Here is a 22,699-nt window from a genome sequence, read left to right on the forward strand (position 1 = left end):
CCATGAAGACAGTGTCGATGTTGATCGGCGGTGAGCAGGTCATGGCGCGCAACGGCGCCATCTTCGAGCGGCGCAGTCCGCTCGATGGTGCGCTGGCGTCGCGCGCGCCCGCCGCGAGCGTGGAGGATGCAGAGGCAGCGGTGGACGCGGCGGCCCGTGCGTTCCCCGTCTGGTCGGGATTCGGTCCGCTCAGGCGGCGCGAACTGCTGACTGCGGCGGCCCACGCACTCGAAGCAAAGTTAGAGGCCATTGCAGCGGCAATGGCGGCCGAGACGGGCGCATCCGGCCTGTGGGCGAGTTTCAACGTACACCTTGCAGCACAGGGCTTGCTCGAAGCCGCCGCGATGACCACGCAGATCGGTGGCGAACTGATCCCGTCGGACGTCCCCGGCAGCCTCGCAATGGGCATGCGCCAACCGGCGGGCGTCGTCCTCGGCATTGCGCCATGGAACGCACCCGTCATCCTCGGTGTGCGCGCGATCGCACTGCCGCTTGCATGCGGCAACACCGTGGTATTGAAGGCCTCGGAGATGTGTCCCGCCACCCACGGTCTGATCATCGAGGCCATGCAGGAGGCGGGATTGCCGCCCGGTACGGTCAATTTCGTGACCAACGCTCCAGCGGACGCACCGCAAATCGTCGACGCGCTGGTTGCCCATCCGAAAGTCCGGCGGGTGAACTTCACGGGTTCGACGCGCGTTGGGCGTCTGATCGCGGAACAATGTGCCCGCCATTTGAAGCCGGCCGTGCTCGAACTCGGCGGCAAGGCGCCGTTCATCGTGCTCGACGACGCCGACATCAACGCAGCCGTCGATGCGGCCATCTTCGGTGCATTCGCCAACTCGGGACAAATCTGCATGTCGACCGAGCGCATTATCGTCGACGAACAGATCGCGGATGCATTCGTCGACCGGCTCGCGACGCGAGCGCGCGCGCTACCGCTCGGCGATCCTCGAAAAGGCCCGGTGGTGCTCGGCTCGGTCGTCGACATGAGTACGGTCGAGCGCTGCAACGCGCTGATCCACGATGCGCTCGCGCACGGCGCAACGCTGGTAAGCGGCGGCAAGGCGGAGACCACACTCATGCCGGCTACGTTGCTCGATCACGTCACGCCGGCCATGCGCATCTATCACGACGAATCGTTTGGTCCAGTGAAGCCGATCGTACGTGTGCGCGGCGAGGAAGCGGCGATTGCCTGCGCGAACGATAACCCTTACGGCCTCGCGTCAGCCATATTCAGCCGTGACAGCGCGCGAGCGATGAACGTCGCTCGACGGATCGAGTCGGGCATCTGTCATATCAACGGGCCGACGGTGCACGACGAGGCGCAAATGCCGTTCGGGGGCGTCAAGGACAGCGGTTTCGGGAGATTCGGTGGCCACGCGGGGATTGCCGAGTTCACCGATTTGCGATGGATCACGCTGCAGACCACTCCGCGCCACTATCCGTTCTGAGGAGCGCATCATGCAGATCGCAATTTTGGGCGCTGGCGCGATGGGCTCGTTCTTCGGTGGCCGCCTCGCGCTGGCGGGTCATATGGTCAGTCTGCTCGATATCGACGTGGCGCATATCGCGTCGATTCGCAACAACGGCCTGCGGCTTTCGACCGATTCCGGCGAACAGGTCGTGCGCAATCTCGTCGCGCTGAGGCCGCAAGAAGCCACGCAGCCTGTCGACCTTGTCATCGTCTTTACGAAGACTATGCATACGCAAGCCGCGCTCGCTGCCGCAAGCAGAATACTCGGCCCCGACACCGCCATTCTGTCGTTGCAGAACGGCCTCGGGAACGCTGAAAGACTGGCCCGATCCGCAGCGCCTGATCGGGTCATGATCGGTGTGACCACCTGGCCCGCGGACAAGTCGGAGCCTGGCGCCGTCAGCTCGCATGGCCAGGGTGCGATCCGCCTGATGAGTGCGGACGGCTCGCATACGGGAGCGCTTGAACAGACGGTGCAGGCGTTGAATGACGCCGGCCTCGCGTGTCATGTGGATTCCAACGTCTGGGCTGCAATCTGGGAGAAGGTTGCGTTCAATGCTGCGCTCAACAGCCTGTGTGCAGTGACGCAATGTATGGTCGGCGAGTTGACCAACATCCCCGATGGCGAAGCACTCGCGTTGAAAATCGTTTCGGAGGTCATGGCCGTCGCGCGAGCTCACGGCGTCGCGGCAAATGAAGCGCATGTGGCGTCGAATGTCCGCGACGCGCTCGCGCATCATCGCGCGCACCGCCCGTCGATGCTTCAGGACGTGCTGGCCGGCCGCCGTACCGAGATCGAAGCGATCAACGGCGCGGTCATCGAGGCCGCCGGCAAGGTCGGTGTGGACGTGCCGTATACGCACTGCCTGGCAAGCCTCGTCAGACTCGTCGATGCCCGCGCACGTTAGCCGCACAGAGCGACAAACCCGCATTGAAGCGCATGTTGCGTGTCGGCGTGCGCGCCGTTGAGCGTACGTCGACACATTTACGCAGCCGGCCGCGGCGCGGATCGTAGCGCAGCCTGCAGGCGGCCATTTCGAACATAAGGGCACTGCCCTGGGAAGGTCGAAAAATGGGATCGCCCGATACCTCGAACGCGAATTGCCGTGTTGGCGAATCGCTCGTATCGCTCGCCAGATGGGAGGCGGCGGCGGCTCAATGCTGCGTTCCGCTTGCGATATCGCACGAGCGAGAAGCTCACTTCTCCGGAAGCATACAAAGCGCGACCATCGCCGATGTCTGCATCTCACGAATTGCTGGCGGAAGGCATGTCGCCGAACACGATGTCGCGTCGGTCTCCAGGACGGACGGAGACTACATCCTTGCCAGTCTGCAGCTGCAGGGTGCAGGCAAGCTCATTCAGGACGGACGTTGCGCATCGGTCGAGCATCACGACCTTGTTTTATTCGACTCGCGCAGGCCGTTTCGCTGGGAGCTCTCCGAGCCGTTCGACCAAATCTGCATACGGTTCCCGATGTCACTTGTCACGTACCGGATTCCGCTTCGCGACACCTTCGTCGCGCATACGATTTCCGGCACCAAGGGCCTGGGCATGCTCGTGGCTCAACATCTCATCACACTGTGCGCCGAACGCGACCGGCTAGCCGGTTCACCGTGTGCGCCACAAATTTCCACGACAGCCGCTGATATGGTCGGCGGGTTGCTGGCGGAGTGGATGCAAGTCCGCCCCGGCCCTCGAACGAATCTACATTCGATGCACTTGCAGCAATTGCGTCAGTTCATTGCGAACAACTTGCGTCACCCCGATTTGAACGCCGATATGGCCGCGGCAGCGCTGGGTTTGTCGGCACGCTATCTTCATCGCCTCGTTCAGCAGGATGAAACCACCATCGGCCGCATGATTCTCGTCGCCCGGCTAGAGCATTGCGCGCAGTGGCTCTCGCTGAAATGCTATGCAAATTGCTCGATCGAGCAGATTGCAGGAACCTGGGGATTCGCGAGCGCGGCGCATTTCAGTCGAGCGTTTCGTGCTCATTACATGAAAACGCCGCGCGAATACCGGCTAATTCATCAGTCGACGGCGTCTTGATGGTCGTCGGCGTCATTCGGTATGCCATCCCGCACCGGCAACTGCGACCTGCATGACGCATCGTTTTTGCCAGGATGCTCCACGCACCGCCGCGGTTGCTTGTCGAACCAGAGTCGCAGGACGTCGGGGCGCGCGTAGTGCCCGACCGGATCCGCTGCCGCTTTCGCGAGCGAGATGCGCGCGAGATCGATGTCAACGTACAGCAACCCTTCCGCCGCCTCCGGCAGTTTCTCGACGAGCGATTCTCCGTCCGGCCCGTACGCCACAGCGTGTCCGCCGCCGGCGCGGATCATCGCACGCTTGTCTGCCGTGTCGCACAGCATGTCGACCATTTGTTCGCTGATCACCGCGCACGGCGCGAGCACGAAGCACGAGCCCTCAACGGCATAAACCCGGCTGACCGCGTTATTCACTTCATGGCCGAGGGCAGGCGCGAATTCATACATGGAGAAGCTCGGCCAGGCCGCGACGTGCACCTGTTCGTGCTGCGCATACATCGCGTATTTGGTCAGCGGCTGAATGTGCTCCCAGCAGCACAACGCACCGACGCGGCCGATGTCGAGATCGTGCACGGCCAGATCGCTGCCGTCGCCATCGCCGAATACGGTGCGCTCGACATGAGTCGGCCGCAATTTGCGGCGCGTGGCGATCGTCGCGCCGTCCGGGCCGATGATCCACTGCGCGATATAAAGGCTGCCACCGCTTCGCTCCGACAAGCCCAATACCACTGTGATCCGGTTGCGCGCGGCAGCGTCCCTGAGCGCGGCGGCTTGCGGACTGTCGTACGTCATCGAATTGTCGAAGTAGCGCTGGACGAAACCTGAGCCAAGTGCCCATGCGGGAGGCCCGAGCCAGACATGAAACGGATAGCCGGGCAGCCAGGTTTCCGGAAATGCAATCAGTGCCGCCCCTTTTTGTCCCGCTTCGTCGATCAATGCGATCGTCTTTTCGATCCCTCTGTCGAGATTCAGGAATTCCGGCGCGGCCTGAACGACGGCCGCAACATACTTCGGATGTTCTAGTGCCATTTGAGTACCTCTTATTGATCTGGACGCCGTCCAGACTAGAACCGGTGTTGAATGCCGACCGACGCAGCCAGCGTATTGCCGTTCGGGATCTGGGTGAGGTCGCCGTTTGCCGCGACACCCGTTCCCATGCCGCCGTGATTGTTGACCAGGGCGACTTGCGCGTAGAGCGACGTCCGCGCCGACAACGAGTACATGCTGCCCACGGAATACATCAGCGAATGACTGCCGCTCGCCGATCGGTCCTTCGAGTAATACACGCCGCAATCCACAAGAATCGGAGATGCAGGCTTCCAGGATAGTCCTCCACCGTAGACCATGTAGTTCGGGCTGCCTGGAGCCTCGTTATTGCGCAGGCGAATGGCGAGCGCGTAACCCGTCACCGACTCAAACGAATATGACGCGCCTAGCGTGGCGCCGTCAATCGCGGTCGCGCTGGTCGTCGCGTCTTTCGTCTGATAGTACGCGGCATCGGCGGAGAAGGGGCCGGTCGAATAGACCAGCGAGCCGGAAAGGCGGCGACCCTTGACGCTACTGCCGGCGATTCCGCCCGGCGCGTACTGAACGCTGCCGGTCAAACCGCCGAATGTGGGCGACGTATAAACCAGCGAGTTGGAATCGAAAATCCCGTTGATTCCGACCTTACCCAGATACTCCGTGAACGCGCTCGCGAAATTGGACATGGCGCGCGGGTCGCGGCCGCCGATCGCCAGAAAGAAGGGCGAAAATTGCAGGCCGGCCTTGATATCGCCGAAACTGCCCGTTGCCTGGACATATGCGTGGCGGCCGAAAATGCCGCCGTTGGAGTTGCCGAACTGACCGGTCGTCGTCGAGAAACCGTTCTCGAGCGCAAAGCCGATTTTGGTCCCGCCTCCAATGTCCTCCTGTCCTGTCAGTCCCCAGATCGAGGGCGCCCACCCGCCATCGAGTGCTCCCTTCAGAGCGCCGGCGTTGCCGGAGGACTTGGTCTGATAGACGAGACCCGAATCGACGATGCCATACAACGTGACATTCGATTGAGCCAGCGCGTGCGTGGATGTGCCCGCCAGAACCGCCACGGCCAGAAAAGCGGCTGACGGCCGATGAAGCATTTTCATTGAAGATCTCCGATGCAACTTAGTTGTTTTGTGTGGTCAGGCTTTCGTGCGTCGCTGCTTCACCTCGCTTGCCCGGCGCGGTTTCCTTCAGCAGAAAGGCGAGCAGAAAGCCGGCGCCGAGCGCAGCCGAGGCGAACAGGATCGTGAATTGAAGGCCCATATGCTGAGCGATGAAGCCCGCGATGGCCGGCGCGACGCCGCCGCCGAATATCTCGCCGGCGCCGACGACAGCGCCCACCGCGGACGATGTCAGCAGCGAAGGTACGGCCTCCGCCGCGACCGGACCCGCCATCAGCGAGATCGCGCCACAGCAGAAGAAGGCGATCGCAAAGAGGAGCGCGAACAGCACCGCCGGAATCGTCGGTGCATAAGCGAAGGCGAGTAGTGACGCACAGCCGGCGAGAAAGGTGATCTTCGCGGCGTTTCGGCGTCCGATGGAATCGGAAATGCCGCATACGAAGATCTGACCGGCAAATCCGCCGAACCCGAGGCCAGACATCACGAAACCCATCTGTGCCGTCGGCATGTGACGGAGGTCGGTCAGATACACAGGGGTGATCGCGGCGAGAACGAACAGTCCCGCCATTGCACAAAAAATGGCGCCCATGCCGACGCGGACGTTCCCGTAACGAAGCACCGAACCCCAACTCTCGCGGTGCGGCGTGTGCTCGGACGGCTTCGTCGAGGCGAGGTGAGCGGGCTCACGGATCGTGCGGTACATCAGGAATGCAAGCAGCAACCCCGGAGCGGCGACGATTGCGAAAACGATGCGCCACGAAGGAACGACCGAGAGCAGTTGCGTGGCGATGATCGGCCCGAGGCCGAGCCCGAAAAGCGCGAAGCAGCCCTGAATGATGCCCAGGTTCAAACCGCGGCGGACGGGAGGCGACGCGTCGTCTCCTGCCGCGAAGCTGGCAGGGCAATACGCGCCTTCGGTGATGCCCATCAGTACGCGCGTCGTCATCAGCAATGCAACACCGCCGACAAGGCCCGTCGACCCTGACAGCAGTGAAAACAGAATGATGGCGGGAATCAGGATCTTGCGTCTGCCGAGCGTGTCGGACAGACGTCCCATCAAGATCGCGGACACCCCCCAGGCGAGGCCCAGCACGGCCGTAACGTTCCCGAGATCCTGATACGTGAGACCGAGGTCGCGCATCATTTGCGGGAACAGCGGCGTAATGAGCCAGCGGTCGAGCCCGACTAGCCCGAAGCCAAGCGCGAGCAACGCAATCGCCCGCCGTTCATATGTCGAATTCGATCTGATGCTTGTGTTCATGGTCAACCCCTTGTGTCTCCCGCATTAAGTCTTCAGCACATATGCCGAACTTTGGCCGGCTCCCGCATGTACTGCATGTTGGAGCGGCCCCAGGACAATCGTCCGTCGCGGAAATTTCTGGAAGTTGACTGACAGCGAACTGCTTCTTGACGCGGAACGCCACGGGCGAAAATCAGAGTTGCCGCTACAGGTGGACGGGCAGGACTGGAGGAGATAGAGGGGTGATAGCTTGGGAGCGTGACCCTTTTCAGTGAGCACACGCGGGCATCGCTGAGCTAGTTGATCGGGCTGCCGGTTCGTGTTTGCAACTGGAATCAGCAGTCTTGCAGACCGGCTAGCATGCTCAGCAATCGCGTTTCAGAAGTATTGATGGTGCTGAGAGACGGGGATTGTATTGAGCGTCTGCTCCGGCTAGATATCAGCCGTTAGAAGTACAACAACCAGGTCGTCTGTAACGGGGCGGTTTGGTGCGCTCGCCGTTGACCTGGGTCCGGCGGAGGCCGCGACTGCGTACAGTCGACCATGAACGGCCATTCGACACGGGCTCCTCAATCGTTGACAATGCCGATAAATTAGCCGATTCCGTACACGAACATGAACCTACTTGGACATCGCATACTTCATCGACCAGGGACCGGGTCGGGGGCTGCTACCTGCACTGAGAGAACCTCCGCAGACTTCCTGATAGACGGGCAGTCTTTGCTGGAAATGCTGGTGAAAAATGCTGGAGGACACTCTGATTTCATGGGGTGCTTTGTGAGTGGGTTTGCAGAGGTATGCGAGCGTACTCGCGCGACGCTGCTCGACGCTCCGCCTGAGAACGGAAAGCGTGTGCTGCTTTATATCTGCCCAGAGTGCGGCGATGTTGGTTGCGGCGCATATTCGGCCCTCGTGCGGCGCGATCGCGAATCCTACGTCTGGGAAAATTTTGCCTACCAGGTGGGCGAATATGATTCGACGTCACTTGAGGCAGTTGGACCGTTTGTTTTTGAATCAAGTCTATATAAAGCCGGTTTGCTCGCTGCGTCAGGATTTTGACGGACCCGAGTAGGTGTTAGGCCGAGTTGACCAACTGCGGTCACTCACATGCGCTCGCTGATGTCTTCTTTCGGGTCGCAATCTGCCGTCCCTACAGCGCGCTGGTGCGGCACGAATCGTAATCCGAGCATTTCGTAGGCGCATCGAGAATGGCTTGGAAGCTCTGAGTAAAATGGCATTCTTGTCGCGCAGAGGACCCATGTGTTCACACCGGAATTTGTAAACGAAGACCTGCGCCAGTTTGTCCTGGTAGCCAACCACGTAATTGAACGGCAGCGTCGGGTCCGGAATGAGCCAAAGCGCAGCAGGCAGCGTGCGGTCGGTATGAGTCATTCGCGAAGGTCCGTTCCCGAGGCTCTGAGAAAGCATTTCCGCATGTTGCGGCCTGCTACACTTGGCGTTCCCAGTTGATTTCCCACACCACGAGTCCTCTCGAACAAAACCGCCCGCTCTCTGTGTCAGAGATGTCGCTCGCGCGTTGGATGCTTGAACACGGCGAAGCGGAGGCGAGAGAGTTTCTTGAGCAACTCACAGCTGCGGAGGTAACGCCTTGGCGCTGCCCATGCGGCTGTGGATCCATCAATTTCCGAATCAAGAACCACGAGCCGGCCCCACCGGGGGTACATATCCTCGGGGACTATATTTTCGGTCCAGACGAGGCGCCGGCCGGGATATTCATTTTCGAGAGCGCAGGGTTGCTAAGTGGAATCGAAGTTTACGGGCTCGCAGGCGATGCCCCGGCAGAGCTGCCCCGAGAAGATGTGCTTCGGTCTTTCACCGCGAGTCGCTCTGGGTCAGGTCGCTAGCACGCGGGAATCCCTGTGCCGCATCGCCACTCAACCGACCGCTTTGCGGCACCCAGTCTCGCGTACGCTACTTCCGCTCAGGGTCGACAATAGAAGTTCGTGTCGAGTCCGAGCAAGTAGCCGACGGGCGCCGGTCGAACTTCCGGGTTCGCCCAAGAAGCGTCATTGGACTGCCTGCCCCAAATTGACGACAATCTAATAGTCGATACTTTGCGACAATTGGCACTGCTTGAAGCGGAGCGGTCGCGATCAAGTGCGGAGCGAAAATGGGTAGACCTTCAAGAACAGCGCTGTTCTCTGCATCCCGAATGTGGGACTGGCAGACAGTCGCCGCATTATTGGTTGCAGCCCCCGAACTTGTCGCGGCGAGCGATCCGCAGGGGCTCACCGCCCTGCATCGGGCATGCGAAGTCAAACCTGGCAGTAGTACACAACTAGTCGAACCGAACGGCATCAAAACCATCACAACCTTGCTCGAAGCAGGTGCAGACCTCGAACGGGCCGTGCCAATGGACGAGGATGAAGGGGATTTTCGAGCTACGCCGCTATGGTATGCCGTCGCCCGTGGAGAAAACTTTCCTTTGGTCGAGTTTCTTTTGCAACGTGGCGCCAACGCCAGCTATTCGCTTTGGGCGGCAGTGTGGCGCGACGACGACGTTGTATGTCGTGCACTGTTGAAGTCCAAACCAGAACTGAATCTCAGGGCGCATGGCGAGACACCCATTTTCTATGCGGCGAGGCTCCAGCGGCTCGCTAGACCCTATTGATCGACGCCGGAGCGGACCCGTCGATTTCGGATTCGCGAGGTCGCGACAGCATAGCGATCGCTCGGGAACGCAAACTGCCTCCAGAAATTATTGAACGGATGGTGCTGCGTCGCTCGACAACATGACGGAAACAGTTTTCCAGCAGCGGTTGAAGTCCGAGTGTGGGAACGCGGCAATTCTGTAGAGTTGCATCGACCTCCCACGATATTCGGACGCGAGCGGCGAAACGCTGAACCATGATGTCCGCGTAGGCACGCAGCAAGGTCAACTCTTCGGCCAGTGACTGTTCTGAACGCTGGCTTGCATCGGTCGCCGCGCGCAACAGGATCGCCAGACGGGTGAGCAGCCTATCGGCCGCGTCCGGATCAGCGTGGATCAGCGACGAAACGGTGTTCAGCGCATTAAACAGAAAGTGAGGGTGTAGTTGCTGGGTCAGTTGCGCAAGTTGGGCCTGTCGCGCCAGGTTCGCCACTTTTTCGGCGGCCAGCCGTTCTTCAACCCACGCCCCGTAAGAGCGAGCGCCGAAAAGGATACCGGTGAACAACGCGTAGAACATGACGAAACTCGTCGCTTCGTAGGCCATCACTTCGGTCCACGGACCATGCCGGTACCTGGCTCCCGCAACTGCGTAGATACCGAATCGCAACGCATACATTGCAGCAATGTAAGCGACCATTCGCAGCGGCATCGAGGCCCAGGAGCGAAGAAACCATCGCAACGGCTGGTTGAGAAGGCTATCGCGCCAATCTCCGCGCATTACGTGCACCGCAATCAGCGCCGTTGCGGCAAGGGCCGATGAGCCCGTGTTGACGAGCGGCCGCCAGATCTGCAGTCTGCCTGTCCAGAGGGATTGCTGGATCCCGAGAGCCAGCATAAGCAGCCAGAACGTGGCCCACACCCACAGCAGGCGCCGCCACAAGATCATCGGTTTGGATTCGCCGAAGTGAAAGCTAGTGTTCATTTGCCAGGCTCATTCACTCTCGTCCACCGCAGGCTTCACCACGCGTCACATTTTGACCATGCGCTATAAGCGCTTGCTGCGTCGCTGGACTCCGGTGAGCGCGGCTTATGGTAAGCGCAAAAGCTCGTCCGGGTCGAGCATGGAGTTTGTCCCCGTCGATAGTCAGTCGAGGACACGACGAACTTGCCGATAATTTCGTTTGCAGGGTTGATCGCGCGAGCCGGGTCGCCTCACTTCACGGGACGACGGCTGTGCGCAGAATTATTGCGCGTCCGCCTTGCATCGAGCTACTCCTTAAACTCCACCGAAACAAAAACCTTCCTGCACGGCTCCACAACCTCCCAGGTTCCCCTGAACCCCGCGGGAATCAAAAACCGATCCCCAGCGCGCACAGTTTTCGCCACGCCGTCTGCATCGCGAATCACCGATACCCCTTCAAGAATCTCGCAATACTCGCTCTCCGTAAAATTAACAGCCCACTGACCACAGGCGCCTTCCCAAGTCCCGGCCGCAAGCTGCCCACAAGGGCTAGAAAAATGCGTGTGAACCATTTGCAAAGGATCACCAGCCAGCACAGCCTCCGCCTTGGGCATGTACTCACTACTTTCCTTGGCAGGTGCCGAAAAATCCACAATAGTCAAAATAGTCATAACGTCTCGAATAGAAAGAAGAATAGAAAAAAGAAGCGCAGCGCCTGCACCCACTGCCCGCGCCACGCCCAAAAGACTCACCTGAAATTACCAATCCAACCGCCAGCTACAAAGCGCCTCAACTCCCCGACTTCAACTGCGCCCAAAGCCGATTCTCCAATCGCATGATCGGCGCCGGCTGCGGCCGCATCAACGTCATCTTGTTCAGCACGGCCTCAGGTGGATATACATTTGCATCCTGCTCAATAGCCGGCGTCACGAACTGCCGCGCCGCACGATTCGCGGTCGGATAAAAAACCTCATTCGTAATCTCTGCACTCACTTTCGGATCTTCGATGTAGTTCATCCACTTCATCGCCGCTTCCGGATGCGGCGCGTCCTTCGGAATCACCATCACGTCCATCCAGACCAAACCGGCATCCTTGACATTCGAAAACCGAACCTCATACGGGCGCCTGGCCTCAGAAGCACGTCGCCGCGCAATACCCACATCGCCGGAAAAGCCGAACGCCACACAGATATCGTTGTTCGCCAGATCGTTGATATAGCCGGACGAATTGAACTGCGTGATATACGGCCGCACCTTCTTCAGCACTTCATACGCGGCCTGGTAGTCGCCAGGATTAGTACTGTTCGGATCCTTATGCATGTACTGAAGCACAGCGGGGAAAACATCCGCGGCCGAATCGAGAAAGGACACGCCGCAGCTCTTCACCTTAGACAGATTCGCCGGGTCGAACAACAGCGACCAGCTATCCACCGGCGCTTCACCACCAAGCGCTTGCTTCACCGCCTGCACGTTGTAGCCGATCCCATCGGTGCCCCACGCCCAAGGCACGCCGTATTGATTGCCGGGATCGGCATCGGCAATCAGCTTCATCAAACCGGGATCGAGATTGGCGAGGTTCGGCATCTTCGACTTGTCGATCTTCTGATAAACGCCGGCTTCGATCTGCCGCGCCATATAGCTCGACGTCGGCACCACGATGTCATAGCCCGAACTGCCCGCGAGCAATTTGGCCTGCAACGTATCGTCGCTGTCGTAACTGTCGTATTTCACGGTGACGCCGGATTGCTTCTCGAAGTTGGCAATCGTGTCCTTCGCAATATAGTCGGACCAGTTGTAGACATTCAGCGATGTATCCGCGGCGCGCGCGTTCATTGCGGTCAAAGCGGTCAGCGAGCACAGCAGCGTGCCGGCGAGCGAAAGAAGGGTGGCGTGACGAGTCTTCATTCTGCAATCTCCTTGATATCGAACTTCAGTTTTCGCCACAGCACAGACGCGCGTATCCCATCGCTCCCAGTCGGCGCATTCCACAAGAACACGAAAGACAAAGAGACGTGACGCCGCCTGCCGCAGCGCAAGCGCACAGCAGAGCTAAAACGAATGCGAATAAGCGAGCGCTATAAGCCGTCGCGCGCTAGCGAGCGAACTTGCGAAGCACGAACAGGCAAATGCATGACAGGCGTGCGACCACTAAACGAACGGTCTCCCGCATGCAACACAGTCTCGCGAAAAGAGAAGGGGGCTAAGGCAGAAGCGACGCGATTTCGTCGGTACGCACAGGAATGGCTGAAGGCGCGGCAATCACGTTATGCCGACGCACAGAGCGGCGCGACAAGACGGTATCGATAGACAGGGGACGGGACGGCGAAGCGCAGTTGCTCCCCTGATGAGCGATCGGACAGCCGAACAGGATCGTTCTTTCCCGACCGCGCTGGTATCTCACCAATGGACCACGGACTTTCACGATTGAACCCGAAGCGACGTTGAGTAGAAGTTCTCGCGATGCACAGGAATGCATGCCGAGAACCATCGAACTGCCGCCTTAGGATAGCTGAGCCATTATTTTCGTCAAAGGACTTTCTGACATTGCGCTGTCATGGTCACGCATTCGATGCACAAACGCGAGCGCATTCCCGAACCATGCGCTCGCATCGAATTGCCTAAAACGGATTGCGTACTACTGACCTTGCAGATTCGGATTCCCGGCAGGAACATTAGAGCCGGTTTCCGAGGAGCCGGCGGTGGAAGGACCATATCCCGTCGCTCCACTATTCTGTGCGGCGACACGTGCTTCGGCCGCTTGAATGCCAGCGGGGTAGGTGGAGTCGGTTGCGACCGCGGGGTTGTAGCCGGCTTGTTCGATCTGCTTCAATTGCGCCTTGACCTCGGCGCGCGTGACCGGTTGCTCGGATTGTGCGAACGATGCCACCGGTGCTGCGAACACTACAACTAGCGCCACGGCTTTGATAAGCGATTTCATGTTGCTTCCCTCCGAGAATATTTTATTGGGCGCCGCAGCAATCGTCGGCACCATGCACGGATTCTAGGAAGGGCGTGGTCTAGGGGAAACCCTTGATACGGTAATTCAGTGTTGTCACAAACAGTAAGTCGGCGTGATGTAATGTCGTCCGTAATATATAAACAATCGCGTCACACGCCTTGGCGTACGTCGACACGGTATGCAGTCACTTGCCGATACGTGTCGCCGGCTCGCACGATCACGTTGTCCTGCTCAGCCATATTGACCTGGTTCGGAAAGCCTCCGGCTTCGAGACATAAACCGGCATGCGCTTGATACGCAACGCCGCCGCGTCCTGTGTCGCCCTTCAACCAGTTGCCGCTATAAAACTGTAAGCCGCGTTGATCGGTCGACACGGTCAATTCGCGTCCGCTGCCGGGATCGTAAGCGCAGGCAACCTGGCGCATTGGCGGAGTGGCGCCGTTTTGGCCGGCGTCGCGTGCATCGTGCAGCACGTAGCAATGATCGAAACCGCCGGCTGTTGCCAACTGCGCGTGCGGCCAGTCGAGCCGCGCGCCGATCGGTGCGCTCTGCCGGAAATCGAAGGCGTTGCCCGCCACTTCCGCGAGTTTGCACGGAATCATCGCGGCGTCGACTTCAAAGAAGCGGTCGGCATCGATCGACAACACGTGACCGCGAATGTCGGCGCCTGGCCGGCCCGTGAGATTAAAGTACGGATGGCTTGTCAGATTGAGCGGCGTCGCGGCATCGGTGATTGCTTCGTAGGCGATGGTCAGCGTGCCGTCGTCGTCGAGCGAATAGCGCACTTGCGTGGTTACGTTGCCAGGAAAGCCGGCATCGCCTTCGGGCGACTCCAACCGCATGAGCAACGCGCCGTTGTCCTCACTCACGTCCCACAGCGCGCGATGAAAACCCACCGTGCCGCCATGCAGCAGGTTCGCGCCTTCATTACGGTCGAGCGTGTACTCGATGCCGTCGAGCGTAAAGCGCGCGTCGGCAATGCGGTTCGCCCAGCGGCCGATCAGGCCGCCCATGTAGGTGGTGGCCGCCACATATTCAGCGGGCGTGTCGTGGCCGAGCAGAATATCGCCGAGTACGCCGGAGCGATCCGGCGCATGCCACGAGACCAGCGTCGCGCCGAGATCGCTGATGGCGACTTTCATACCGTGCGCATTGCGCAGCGTGAAGAGTCGAACGGAATCGCCGCCGCGCAATGTGCCCCACGGCTCGGAAGAAAGTTGTGCGATGCTGATCATGTCGTCAGTGAAAAGAAAAGAGAATAGGCATGCTCAGCCGGGCGCGGACGTCGAATTCGCCTGCTCCTGGTATTCGCGCGGCGTACAGCCGAGTTCACGTCGAAACACCGCGTACATGTACTGCAGCGACGTGAAGCCGCAACGGATCGCCACTTCCGCGCTCGACGCATCGCGCTTCGCCAGCAGGGCCTTCGCGACATCGAGTTTATGGCGCAGGATTTCCTGATGCACGGTGCACTGCCGTTCGCGCCGAAAGTACTCTTCGAGCGACGAACGCGACACGCCTACATAGTCGGCCACCTGTTCGGTGCGAATGCCCTGGCACGCGTACTGTCGAATGAAGTGCCGCGCCCGCATCACATATGGACTCGCCAGTGGTTCATGCTTCGTCGATTCGAGCACGTTGATGCCGACCGGCGGAACGAGAATGCGCCGCCCGGGAAAGCGCGCACCACGCAGCATCTGATGCAAGAGGTGAGCCGCGGTGCGGCCCATTTCCTCAGTGCCCTGAATCACCGAAGAAAGCGGAATGCGGGTCAACGTACGCGTCAGCGGGTCATTGTCGATGCCGATGATCGCGACTTCTTCGGGCACAGGAATGCCGGCGATCAAGCACGCCTGAAGCAGATGCCGCGCACGCGCATCGGTCACGGCGATGATGCCGACTGGCTTCGGCAAATCCCGCAGCCACGCGGTGAGTTGCTCGGTCGCCTGGTTCCATGACGGCGCGCTGGTCGAAAGCCCGCGATAGATCTCGCCGTCGATCTGCTCCGCGCTATGTCCATCCGCGCTGCGCAGATGAGCGAACGCGAGTTCGCGTTGTTGCGCCCAGCGGTTCTCCTGCGCCTGCGGCAAGCTGTACAGCGCGAAATGCTCGAGCCCCGCGCCGATCAGATGCGTGTAGGCGAGCGAGACGAGCTTGCTATTGTCGGTGGCGATATAGGGTAAATCCGGAGGATAGTGCGCGGGATCTTCGAACGACGAACCCACGGCGACCACTGGCAACGGACAATCGCGCAGCGCTTCGCCCACGGCGGGATCGTCGAAATCCGCGATGATGCCGTCGCCGTCGAAGCGCTCGATGCCCGTCAGCCGGCAGCGAAAATCTTCTTCGAGAAACAGGTCCCACGCCACGCGCGTGGACAGCAGGTAGTTGCCGATGCCGGTAATGATCTCGCGGTCGTAGACCTTGTTCGCGTTGAACAGCAGCGCGATCCGATGGGTCGTCTGTGGTGTTTGCGGACGGGTCATGGCGGTGAGCGGCGCGCAGGCCAATAGCCCGTCACACCTTCGTCTCCTGTTGGATGCTTGAGTTGAACAGCACCGGTTTTAAGCGTCTGGTTATTCTAGGCCCCGAATCGCGCGCCGGTGCGAAACAAAATCAAGGGCGGTAAGAAACATCAAGCACGCTGCGCAATTTCGCAATTGCCGACGCATCGTGCAAGCGGCAGCATGGCGTCACCTTGTCAACCGGCGCGGCGACGTCGCACGGGTTGCGGTGCACCATAAACTGGAGACGCTGATGTCTTACTTCGAACACATTCCCGAGATCCGCTACGAAGGCCCTCAATCGGATAACCCGCTTGCGTACCGTCACTACGATAAAAGCAAAAAGGTGCTCGGCAAGACACTCGAAGAACATCTGCGCATTGCCGTGTGCTACTGGCATACGTTTGTTTGGCCGGGCGTGGATATTTTCGGTCAAGGCACGTTTCGGCGTCCCTGGCAGCAAGCCGGCGACGCGATGGAACGCGCGCAGCAAAAGGCGGATTCCGCATTCGAATTCTTCTCGAAGCTCGGCACGCCGTACTACACGTTTCATGATACCGACGTCTCGCCCGAAGGGTCGAGCCTGAAGGAGTACAGCGAAAACTTCTTGCGCATCACCGACTATCTGGCGCGCAAGCAGGAGAGCACGGGTATCAAGCTGCTGTGGGGCACGGCCAATCTGTTCTCGCATCCCCGTTATGCGGCCGGTGCCGCGACCAGTCCCGATCCGGAGGTGTTCGCGTTTGCGGCGACACAGGTGCGCCACGCGCTCGATGCGACGCAACGGCTGGGCGGCGATAACTATGTACTGTGGGGCGGCCGCGAAGGTTACGACACCTTGCTCAATACCGACCTCGTGCGTGAACGCGATCAACTCGCCCGTTTTCTGCATATGGTGGTCGACCATGCGCACAAGATCGGCTTCAAAGGCTCGCTGCTGATCGAACCGAAACCGCAGGAGCCGACCAAGCATCAATACGATTACGACGTCGCGACCGTGCATGGATTCCTGCTGCAACACGGGCTCGACAAAGAGGTTCGCGTGAATATCGAGGCCAATCATGCGACGCTCGCGGGGCACTCGTTTCATCACGAGATCGCCACGGCTTACGCGCTCGGTATTTTCGGCAGCGTCGACGCGAATCGCGGCGATCCGCAAAACGGATGGGATACGGATCAATTCCCAAATAGTGTGGAAGAGCTGACGCTCGCCTTCTACGAAATTCTCAAACACGGCGGTTTCACGACCGGCGGCATGAATTTTGATTCGAAAGTGCGGCGCCAAAGCGTCGATCCGGAAGATCTGTTCTACGGCCACATTGGTGCGATCGACAATCTCGCGCTCGCCGTCGAGCGCGCGGCCGTGCTGATCGAAAACGACCGTCTCGATCAATTCAAACGTCAGCGCTACGCGGGCTGGGATGCGGAGTTCGGCCGCAAGATTGCTTCCGGCGACTATTCGCTCTCCACGCTGGCTGAGGACGCAATGGCGCGCGGTCTGAACCCGCAGCACGCAAGCGGCCATCAGGAGTTGATGGAAAACATCGTGAATCAGGCGATATACAGCGGACGTTGATCAGCGTTTCAGGAAACAGTGCATCAAGAAGTCGCAACGCTAAATAAAAAATATCGCGGCCACGTCGACCGCGTGAATAGAAGCTTTGGGTTGTCGCTTGTCCGGTCTTGCAGCTCGCAGCGCAAACCGTCCAATCCGGTATTCCGGCTATCAGAAGAAGGAGACAGAGATGAAATTCGCAACGCGTCGTACCGTATTGAGTTCGCTCGTGTGTGGAGCGGTGCTCGCCAGCCTGTCGCTTGTCGCGCCGCTCGCGCATGCAAGCAAGGATCATCCGGAAATTGGTTTTTGTATCGACGATCTGCGCGTCGAGCGCTGGTCGCGCGATCGTGATTATTTCGTTGCCGCAGCGGAAAAACTCGGCGCGAAAGTGTCGGTGCAATCCGCCGACGCGAGCGAAGAGCGCCAGATTTCGCAGATCGAAAACCTGATCTCGCGCGGCGTGGATGTCATAGTGATCGTGCCGTTCAATTCGAAGACGCTCGGCAACGTGGTCGCCGAAGCGAAGAAAGCGGGCATCAAGGTCGTTTCATACGACCGCCTGATTCTCGATGCCGACGTAGACGCTTATATCTCCTTCGATAACGAAAAGGTCGGCGAATTGCAGGCGCAAGGCGTCTACAACGCGCAACCGAAGGGCAACTACTTCCTGCTCGGCGGCGCGCCGACCGACAACAACGCGAAGATGCTGCGCGAAGGTCAGCTCAAGATACTGAAGCCCGCCATCGATAAGGGCGATATCAAAGTAGTCGGTCAGCAGTGGGTACCGGAATGGAGCGCGTCCACGGCGCTGCGCATTGTCGAAGATGCGCTGACGGCGAATAACAACAAGATCGACGCGATCGTCGCCTCGAACGACGGCACCGCCGGTGGCGCGATCCAGGCGCTCGCCGCGCAGCACATGGCAGGCAAGGTGCCGGTGTCGGGCCAGGACGCGGACCTCGCGGCCGTGAAGCGTGTGATTGCCGGCACGCAGACCATGACCGTCTACAAGCCGCTGAAACTGATTGCCAGCGAAGCGGCCAAGCTCTCCGTGGCGCTTGCAAAGGGCGAAAAACCCGCCTTTAACTCGCAATACGACAACGGCAAGAAGAAAGTCGACACGGTGCTTCTGCAACCCACGTTGCTCACCAAGAGCAATGTCGATGTAGTCGTCAAGGACGGCTTCTATAGCCAGGCCCAGCTCGCGAGCCAATGAGCGTAACGTGTGCGCGGTGGACCTCGGTGCGTGTCATACGCATCGGCGCCGCCGCGCGCCTTGCAGCGAGGCATAGCGAATGACGCAAGCTCTCATGACGATGCGCGGCATCGTCAAGGCGTTCTCCGGCGTGAAGGCGCTCGACGGCATCGACCTCACGGTCGCGCCCGGCGAGTGCGTGGGCCTGTGCGGCGAGAACGGCGCAGGCAAATCGACACTGATGAAAGTGCTCTCCGGCGTATATCCATGGGGCACGTGGGACGGCGAAATCATCTGGGAAGGCGAGCCGCTGAAAGCCGCCAGCGTGCGCGACACCGAACGCGCCGGCATTATCATCATCCACCAGGAGTTGATGCTGGTGCCTGAACTGTCGGTGGCGGAGAACATCTTTCTCGGCAATGAAATCACGCTGCCCGGCGGCCGCATGAACTACGCCGCGATGTATCAGCGCGCCGACGAACTGCTGCGCGAACTCGGCATTAGCGGCATCAATGCCGCGCAGCCGGTGATGAACTACGGCGGCGGCCATCAACAGTTGATCGAGATCGCGAAGGCGCTGAACAAGCGCGCCAAGCTGCTGATTCTCGATGAACCGTCTTCTTCGCTGACTTCTTCCGAGATCCGGATTCTGCTCGACATTGTGCGCGATCTGAAGCGGCGCGGCGTGGCCTGCGTGTACATCTCGCACAAGCTCGATGAAGTGGCGGCCGTTTGCGACACGATCAGCGTGATTCGCGACGGCCGTCATGTCGCGACCGAGCCGATGCGCGCGCTCACCACCGACCGCATTATTTCGTTGATGGTGGGCCGCGAAATCAAAAACCTGTTTCCGCGCGAGCCGCATCCGATTGGCGACGTGATCTTCGAAGCGCGCCATGTCACTTGCTTCGACGTGACGAATCCGCGCCGCAAGCGTGTGAACGATGTGTCGTTCGCGCTGCGGCACGGCGAGATTCTCGGCGTGGCTGGTCTGGTCGGCGCGGGGCGCACGGAGTTGATGCAGGCGATCTTCGGCGCGTATCCCGGCGTGAGCGAGGCGACCGTGGTGATGGACGGCAAGCCGCTCAAGATTCGCGCACCCGTCGATGCGATTCGCGCGGGCATCGGCATGGTGCCGGAAGATCGCAAACGTCACGGCATCGTGCCGGGGCTGAGCGTCGGTCACAACATCACGCTGGCGGTGTTGCAGCGTTTTGCGTCAGGTGGACGAATCGACTCCGCGGCCGAACTCGATACGATCAATACGGAGATGAAGCGGCTTTCCGTGCGCGCCGCGCATCCCATGTTGTCGATTGCGAGTCTGTCGGGCGGCAATCAGCAAAAGGCCGTGCTGACACGCATGTTGCTGACCAATCCGAAAGTGCTGATTCTCGACGAGCCCACGCGCGGCGTCGACGTCGGCGCGAAATATGAAATCTACAAGCTGATCTTTCAACTGGCGCAGCGCGGCATGTCGATCGTGATGGTGTCCTCTGAATTACCCGAAGTGCTCGGCATCAGCGATCGCGTGCTGGTGATCGGCGAAGACGAGTTGCGAGGCGATTTCGTCAACGACGGCCTCACGCAAGAGGACATTCTTAGCGCCGCGATCCGTCCCGTGCAGCGATCCCCGAACCCAACCGCAGCGAGTGCCGCATGACGCCCGACGTTACTTCCCAACGCGCCGACGAAGCCGTGCCGCGAGGCGCATTCGGCGGTCCGCAGCGCATTCAGCAATTGTTCGCGCGCTACAAGATTCTCGCGCTATTGATCGCCGTGGCCGCGATCTGGATTTTCTTTTCAGCGCTCACGCACGGCGCGTTCGTCACGCCGCGCAATCTGTCGAACCTGCTGCGGCAAATGTCGATTACCGGCATGCTCGCGTGCGGCATGGTATTTGTGATCATCGCCGGCGAGATCGATCTGTCGGTGGGATCGCTGCTCGGCTTGCTCGGCGGCGTGGCGGCGATACTCGATGTCAACCGTCACTGGCCGATCGGCGTCACGTTGCCCGTGGTGATGCTGCTCGGCGTGCTGGTCGGCATGTTCAACGGATGGTGGTCGACTTATCGGCGCGTGCCGTCGTTTATCGTCGGGCTCGGCGGCATGCTCGCATATCGCGGCATTCTGCTCGGCGTGACAGGCGGCTCGACAATTGCGCCGGTATCGGACAGTTTCGTGTTCGTCGGGCAAGGATATTTGCCGCGGCTCGCGGGCGACACGCTCGCGGTGGTGCTGTTTCTGCTGCTGGCGTTTCTGACGATACGGCAGCGGCGTAATCGCGAGCGTTACCAGTTGCGGGTGGTGCCGTTCTGGCAGGACGTCGTGAAAGTGGTTGGCGCGGGTGTGATTCTCGCGGGCTTCGTTGCCACGCTCGATCGTTACGGCGGTATTCCGGTGCCGGTTCTGTTGCTGCTCGCGTTGCTGGGGATCTTCACGTGGATCGCCACGCAGACGGTGTTCGGGCGGCGTATCTACGCGGTCGGTTCGAATCTCGAAGCGACGCGGCTCTCCGGCGTCAACACTAATCGCGTGAAACTGACGATCTTCGCGCTGATGGGGCTGATGTGCGCGTTTGGCGGCATCGTCAATACGGCGCGGCTGGCGGCGGGTTCGCCGTCGGCGGGATCGATGGGCGAGCTCGATGCGATTGCCGCGTGCTTTATCGGCGGGACCTCGATGCGCGGCGGTTCCGGCACGGTCTATGGCGCGCTGATCGGCGCGCTGGTGATGGCGAGTCTGGATAACGGCATGTCGATGCTCGACGTCGACGCTTATTGGCAGATGATTGTGAAGGGCAGCATTCTCGTGCTGGCCGTGTGGATCGATGTGGTGTCGGGGTCGAACCGGCGCTGAGATTGAAGGGAGGTGCGGCGGCGCGAGGCCGACGCATCTGTTTTCTACTGATGTGGCGCGTGAGCTATCTATCAGCGCATCTGCGCGGCAACGGCGGCGCCGAGCTTGCTGCGCCGTGTGGGCGCCTTTGTGGCTGGCTTCTTTGCCGCTGCCGTTTTTTTTGTGGCTGCAGCAGGCTTCTTGCGCGCTGCCGATTTATCGCCGGAGGCGCTTGGGCTGCGTTTCGAGGGTCCGTCCAGCACGCGCATCTCGATGCGCATATCCGCCGCGACCGCCATGTTGACCAACGCGTCGAGCGCGAACAGATTGATCTTCCCGCGCATGAGATCGGACACGCGCGGCTGGGTGACACAGAAGCGCTTGGCTGCTTCCGCCTGACTCATTCCGGTGCGGTCGATATGGTCTTTGATCGCCATCATTAGCACCGAGCGAAGCTTCATGTTCTCCGCTTGCTCGGGCGTGTCTTCGATGGCATCCCAGACGCTCGAAAATGTTTGATTGCTCATGCCTTAGCCTCTTTCATTTCGCGGTAACGCTTGGTAGCAAGCTCAAGATCCGCTTTGCTGGTCCTCTGCGTCTTTTTCTGGAAGCAATGCAGCACATGGACCGCGTCGTTGAACTTCGCCACGTAAATGATCCGAAATGTACCGTCTGCGTCGCGAATCCGAATTTCCCGTGCGCCGGGGCCTACCGTATTCATGGGCTTCCAGTCGTCGGGGTCGCGACCGCGCTGGACTTGATCGAGTTGGTGGCCGGCATCGCGTCGCGCCGAAAGCGGAAACTCGCGCAAGTCGTCTAGAGAGCTACCGCAGAACTTGAGTGGCTTCGCATCGATCATTTGATTATACAAAAATTTGTATGAAAGGGTGGTCGGCAGAATTTGACGAAGTCACTATTTTTATTTGGATGCACCGTTCTGCGGGCATCACGCAGCAGACATTTGAGCCAGATTAAAAAGCCGATGCTGTCGCGTATAGGACGTGCCGACAAAACCGTTCTGCGCCGTTCCACCCCATTTAATGAAACACCCCACGACAACCGCCCATCCTCGCCGTCTCCCACATCCCCCGCCCCAAGCCGCCCCGACTTGAGCGCACGCATTTAAGTCCCACATCCACTCCCCCGTCTTATTACTATTCCGAGGAACA

19 protein-coding genes and 1 pseudogene are annotated in these 22,699 nt (G+C 60.0%); 9 read left to right on the forward strand and 11 right to left on the reverse strand.

All coding sequences use genetic code 11. The features are described from left to right. The first annotated feature begins 2 nt into the window (after positions 1 to 2). The 3 genes from ACFSNN_RS01885 to ACFSNN_RS01895 all read left to right on the forward strand — a co-directional run bounded on the left by ACFSNN_RS01885 (position 3) and on the right by ACFSNN_RS01895 (position 3,527). The gene (locus ACFSNN_RS01885; RefSeq protein WP_134462264.1) at positions 3 to 1,454 is read left to right on the forward strand and encodes an aldehyde dehydrogenase; all 1,452 of its coding nucleotides are present in this window, start codon (positions 3 to 5) and stop codon (positions 1,452 to 1,454) included. Between the two features lie 10 nt (positions 1,455 to 1,464). Then, positions 1,465 to 2,385 carry a ketopantoate reductase family protein gene (locus ACFSNN_RS01890; protein ID WP_134462267.1) on the forward strand — a complete coding sequence of 307 codons (921 nt, stop codon included), beginning with the start codon at positions 1,465 to 1,467 and terminating at the stop codon, positions 2,383 to 2,385. Positions 2,386 to 2,549: 164 nt separating this feature from the next. Then, complete coding sequence (locus tag ACFSNN_RS01895; protein WP_134462269.1) at positions 2,550 to 3,527, forward strand: AraC-like ligand-binding domain-containing protein; 978 nt, start codon at positions 2,550 to 2,552, stop codon at positions 3,525 to 3,527. Here the strand turns inward: ACFSNN_RS01895 and ACFSNN_RS01900 are convergent. Genes ACFSNN_RS01900 through ACFSNN_RS01910 form a run of 3 tightly spaced genes read right to left on the reverse strand, consistent with a single transcriptional unit; the run spans position 3,509 to position 6,928 of the window. Continuing rightward, positions 3,509 to 4,555, reverse strand: a complete 1,047-nt coding sequence (locus ACFSNN_RS01900) for a carbon-nitrogen hydrolase family protein (RefSeq protein ID WP_134462272.1) — start codon at positions 4,553 to 4,555, stop codon at positions 3,509 to 3,511. The two genes, ACFSNN_RS01895 and ACFSNN_RS01900, sit on opposite strands and share 19 nt — an antisense overlap. A 35-nt stretch (positions 4,556 to 4,590) precedes the next feature. Next, positions 4,591 to 5,649, reverse strand: a complete 1,059-nt coding sequence (locus ACFSNN_RS01905) for a porin (protein ID WP_134462275.1) — start codon at positions 5,647 to 5,649, stop codon at positions 4,591 to 4,593. Between the two features lie 19 nt (positions 5,650 to 5,668). Then, the gene (locus ACFSNN_RS01910; protein ID WP_208949558.1) at positions 5,669 to 6,928 is read right to left on the reverse strand and encodes an MFS transporter; all 1,260 of its coding nucleotides are present in this window, start codon (positions 6,926 to 6,928) and stop codon (positions 5,669 to 5,671) included. 699 nt (positions 6,929 to 7,627) lie between these two features. Between ACFSNN_RS01910 and ACFSNN_RS01915 the strand changes: the two genes are divergently transcribed. Then, positions 7,628 to 7,966: a hypothetical protein gene (locus tag ACFSNN_RS01915; protein WP_208949559.1), complete on the forward strand. Its 339-nt coding sequence runs from the start codon at positions 7,628 to 7,630 to the stop codon at positions 7,964 to 7,966. Between the two features lie 1,114 nt (positions 7,967 to 9,080). Further along, entirely contained in the window at positions 9,081 to 9,539 is a 459-nt protein-coding gene (locus ACFSNN_RS01920; protein ID WP_134462278.1) for an ankyrin repeat domain-containing protein, read from the forward strand. On the opposite strand, the gene ACFSNN_RS01925 is transcribed toward ACFSNN_RS01920, so the two are convergent. From ACFSNN_RS01925 to ACFSNN_RS01950, 6 genes are all read right to left on the reverse strand, one after another. After that, positions 9,526 to 10,500: a sensor histidine kinase gene (locus ACFSNN_RS01925; protein WP_134462281.1), complete on the reverse strand. Its 975-nt coding sequence runs from the start codon at positions 10,498 to 10,500 to the stop codon at positions 9,526 to 9,528. The genes ACFSNN_RS01920 and ACFSNN_RS01925 overlap by 14 nt on opposite strands. Positions 10,501 to 10,787: 287 nt before the next feature. Then, a complete protein-coding gene (locus tag ACFSNN_RS01930) occupies positions 10,788 to 11,150 on the reverse strand; it encodes a cupin domain-containing protein (RefSeq protein WP_134462284.1) in 363 nt (120 codons plus the stop codon). A 118-nt stretch (positions 11,151 to 11,268) separates the two neighbouring features. Then, positions 11,269 to 12,384, reverse strand: coding sequence for a polyamine ABC transporter substrate-binding protein (locus tag ACFSNN_RS01935; protein ID WP_134462287.1), 1,116 nt, complete (start codon positions 12,382 to 12,384; stop codon positions 11,269 to 11,271). A gap of 730 nt (positions 12,385 to 13,114) precedes the next feature. Further along, positions 13,115 to 13,417, reverse strand: a complete 303-nt coding sequence (locus ACFSNN_RS01940) for a DUF4148 domain-containing protein (protein WP_134462290.1) — start codon at positions 13,415 to 13,417, stop codon at positions 13,115 to 13,117. Positions 13,418 to 13,587: 170 nt separating this feature from the next. Then, positions 13,588 to 14,673, reverse strand: coding sequence for an aldose epimerase family protein (locus ACFSNN_RS01945; RefSeq protein ID WP_134462293.1), 1,086 nt, complete (start codon positions 14,671 to 14,673; stop codon positions 13,588 to 13,590). A gap of 33 nt (positions 14,674 to 14,706) precedes the next feature. Further along, positions 14,707 to 15,924, reverse strand: coding sequence for a XylR family transcriptional regulator (locus ACFSNN_RS01950; protein WP_121310882.1), 1,218 nt, complete (start codon positions 15,922 to 15,924; stop codon positions 14,707 to 14,709). A gap of 271 nt (positions 15,925 to 16,195) precedes the next feature. Here ACFSNN_RS01950 and xylA point away from each other — a divergent pair, with 271 nt between their 5' ends. The 4 genes from xylA (at position 16,196) to ACFSNN_RS01970 (ending at position 21,551) form a co-directional block, all read left to right on the forward strand. Next, positions 16,196 to 17,518, forward strand: coding sequence for a xylose isomerase (gene xylA, locus ACFSNN_RS01955; protein WP_134462296.1), 1,323 nt, complete (start codon positions 16,196 to 16,198; stop codon positions 17,516 to 17,518). Positions 17,519 to 17,687: 169 nt separating this feature from the next. Next, positions 17,688 to 18,716, forward strand: coding sequence for a D-xylose ABC transporter substrate-binding protein (gene xylF / locus ACFSNN_RS01960; RefSeq protein ID WP_134462299.1), 1,029 nt, complete (start codon positions 17,688 to 17,690; stop codon positions 18,714 to 18,716). Positions 18,717 to 18,795: 79 nt separating this feature from the next. Beyond that, positions 18,796 to 20,355 carry a D-xylose ABC transporter ATP-binding protein gene (gene xylG / locus ACFSNN_RS01965; RefSeq protein WP_134462302.1) on the forward strand — a complete coding sequence of 520 codons (1,560 nt, stop codon included), beginning with the start codon at positions 18,796 to 18,798 and terminating at the stop codon, positions 20,353 to 20,355. Beyond that, positions 20,352 to 21,551 (forward strand): sugar ABC transporter permease, encoded by a 1,200-nt coding sequence (locus ACFSNN_RS01970; protein WP_134462304.1) that lies wholly within the window; start codon positions 20,352 to 20,354, stop codon positions 21,549 to 21,551. The genes xylG and ACFSNN_RS01970 overlap by 4 nt, the downstream gene beginning before the upstream one ends. Before the next feature lie 233 nt (positions 21,552 to 21,784). Here ACFSNN_RS01970 and ACFSNN_RS01975 read toward each other — a convergent pair. Together ACFSNN_RS01975 and ACFSNN_RS01980 are read right to left on the reverse strand one after the other, a co-directional pair. Then, a pseudogene (locus ACFSNN_RS01975) lies at positions 21,785 to 22,057 on the reverse strand (helix-turn-helix domain-containing protein); the annotation flags it as partial. Beyond that, complete coding sequence (locus tag ACFSNN_RS01980; RefSeq protein ID WP_134462310.1) at positions 22,054 to 22,389, reverse strand: type II toxin-antitoxin system RelE/ParE family toxin; 336 nt, start codon at positions 22,387 to 22,389, stop codon at positions 22,054 to 22,056. The gene ACFSNN_RS01980 and the pseudogene ACFSNN_RS01975, both read right to left, overlap by 4 nt. Between the last annotated feature and the right edge of the window lie 310 nt (positions 22,390 to 22,699).

This window comes from Paraburkholderia dipogonis (genome assembly GCF_042680985.1).
Classification (GTDB): domain Bacteria; phylum Pseudomonadota; class Gammaproteobacteria; order Burkholderiales; family Burkholderiaceae; genus Paraburkholderia; species Paraburkholderia phytofirmans.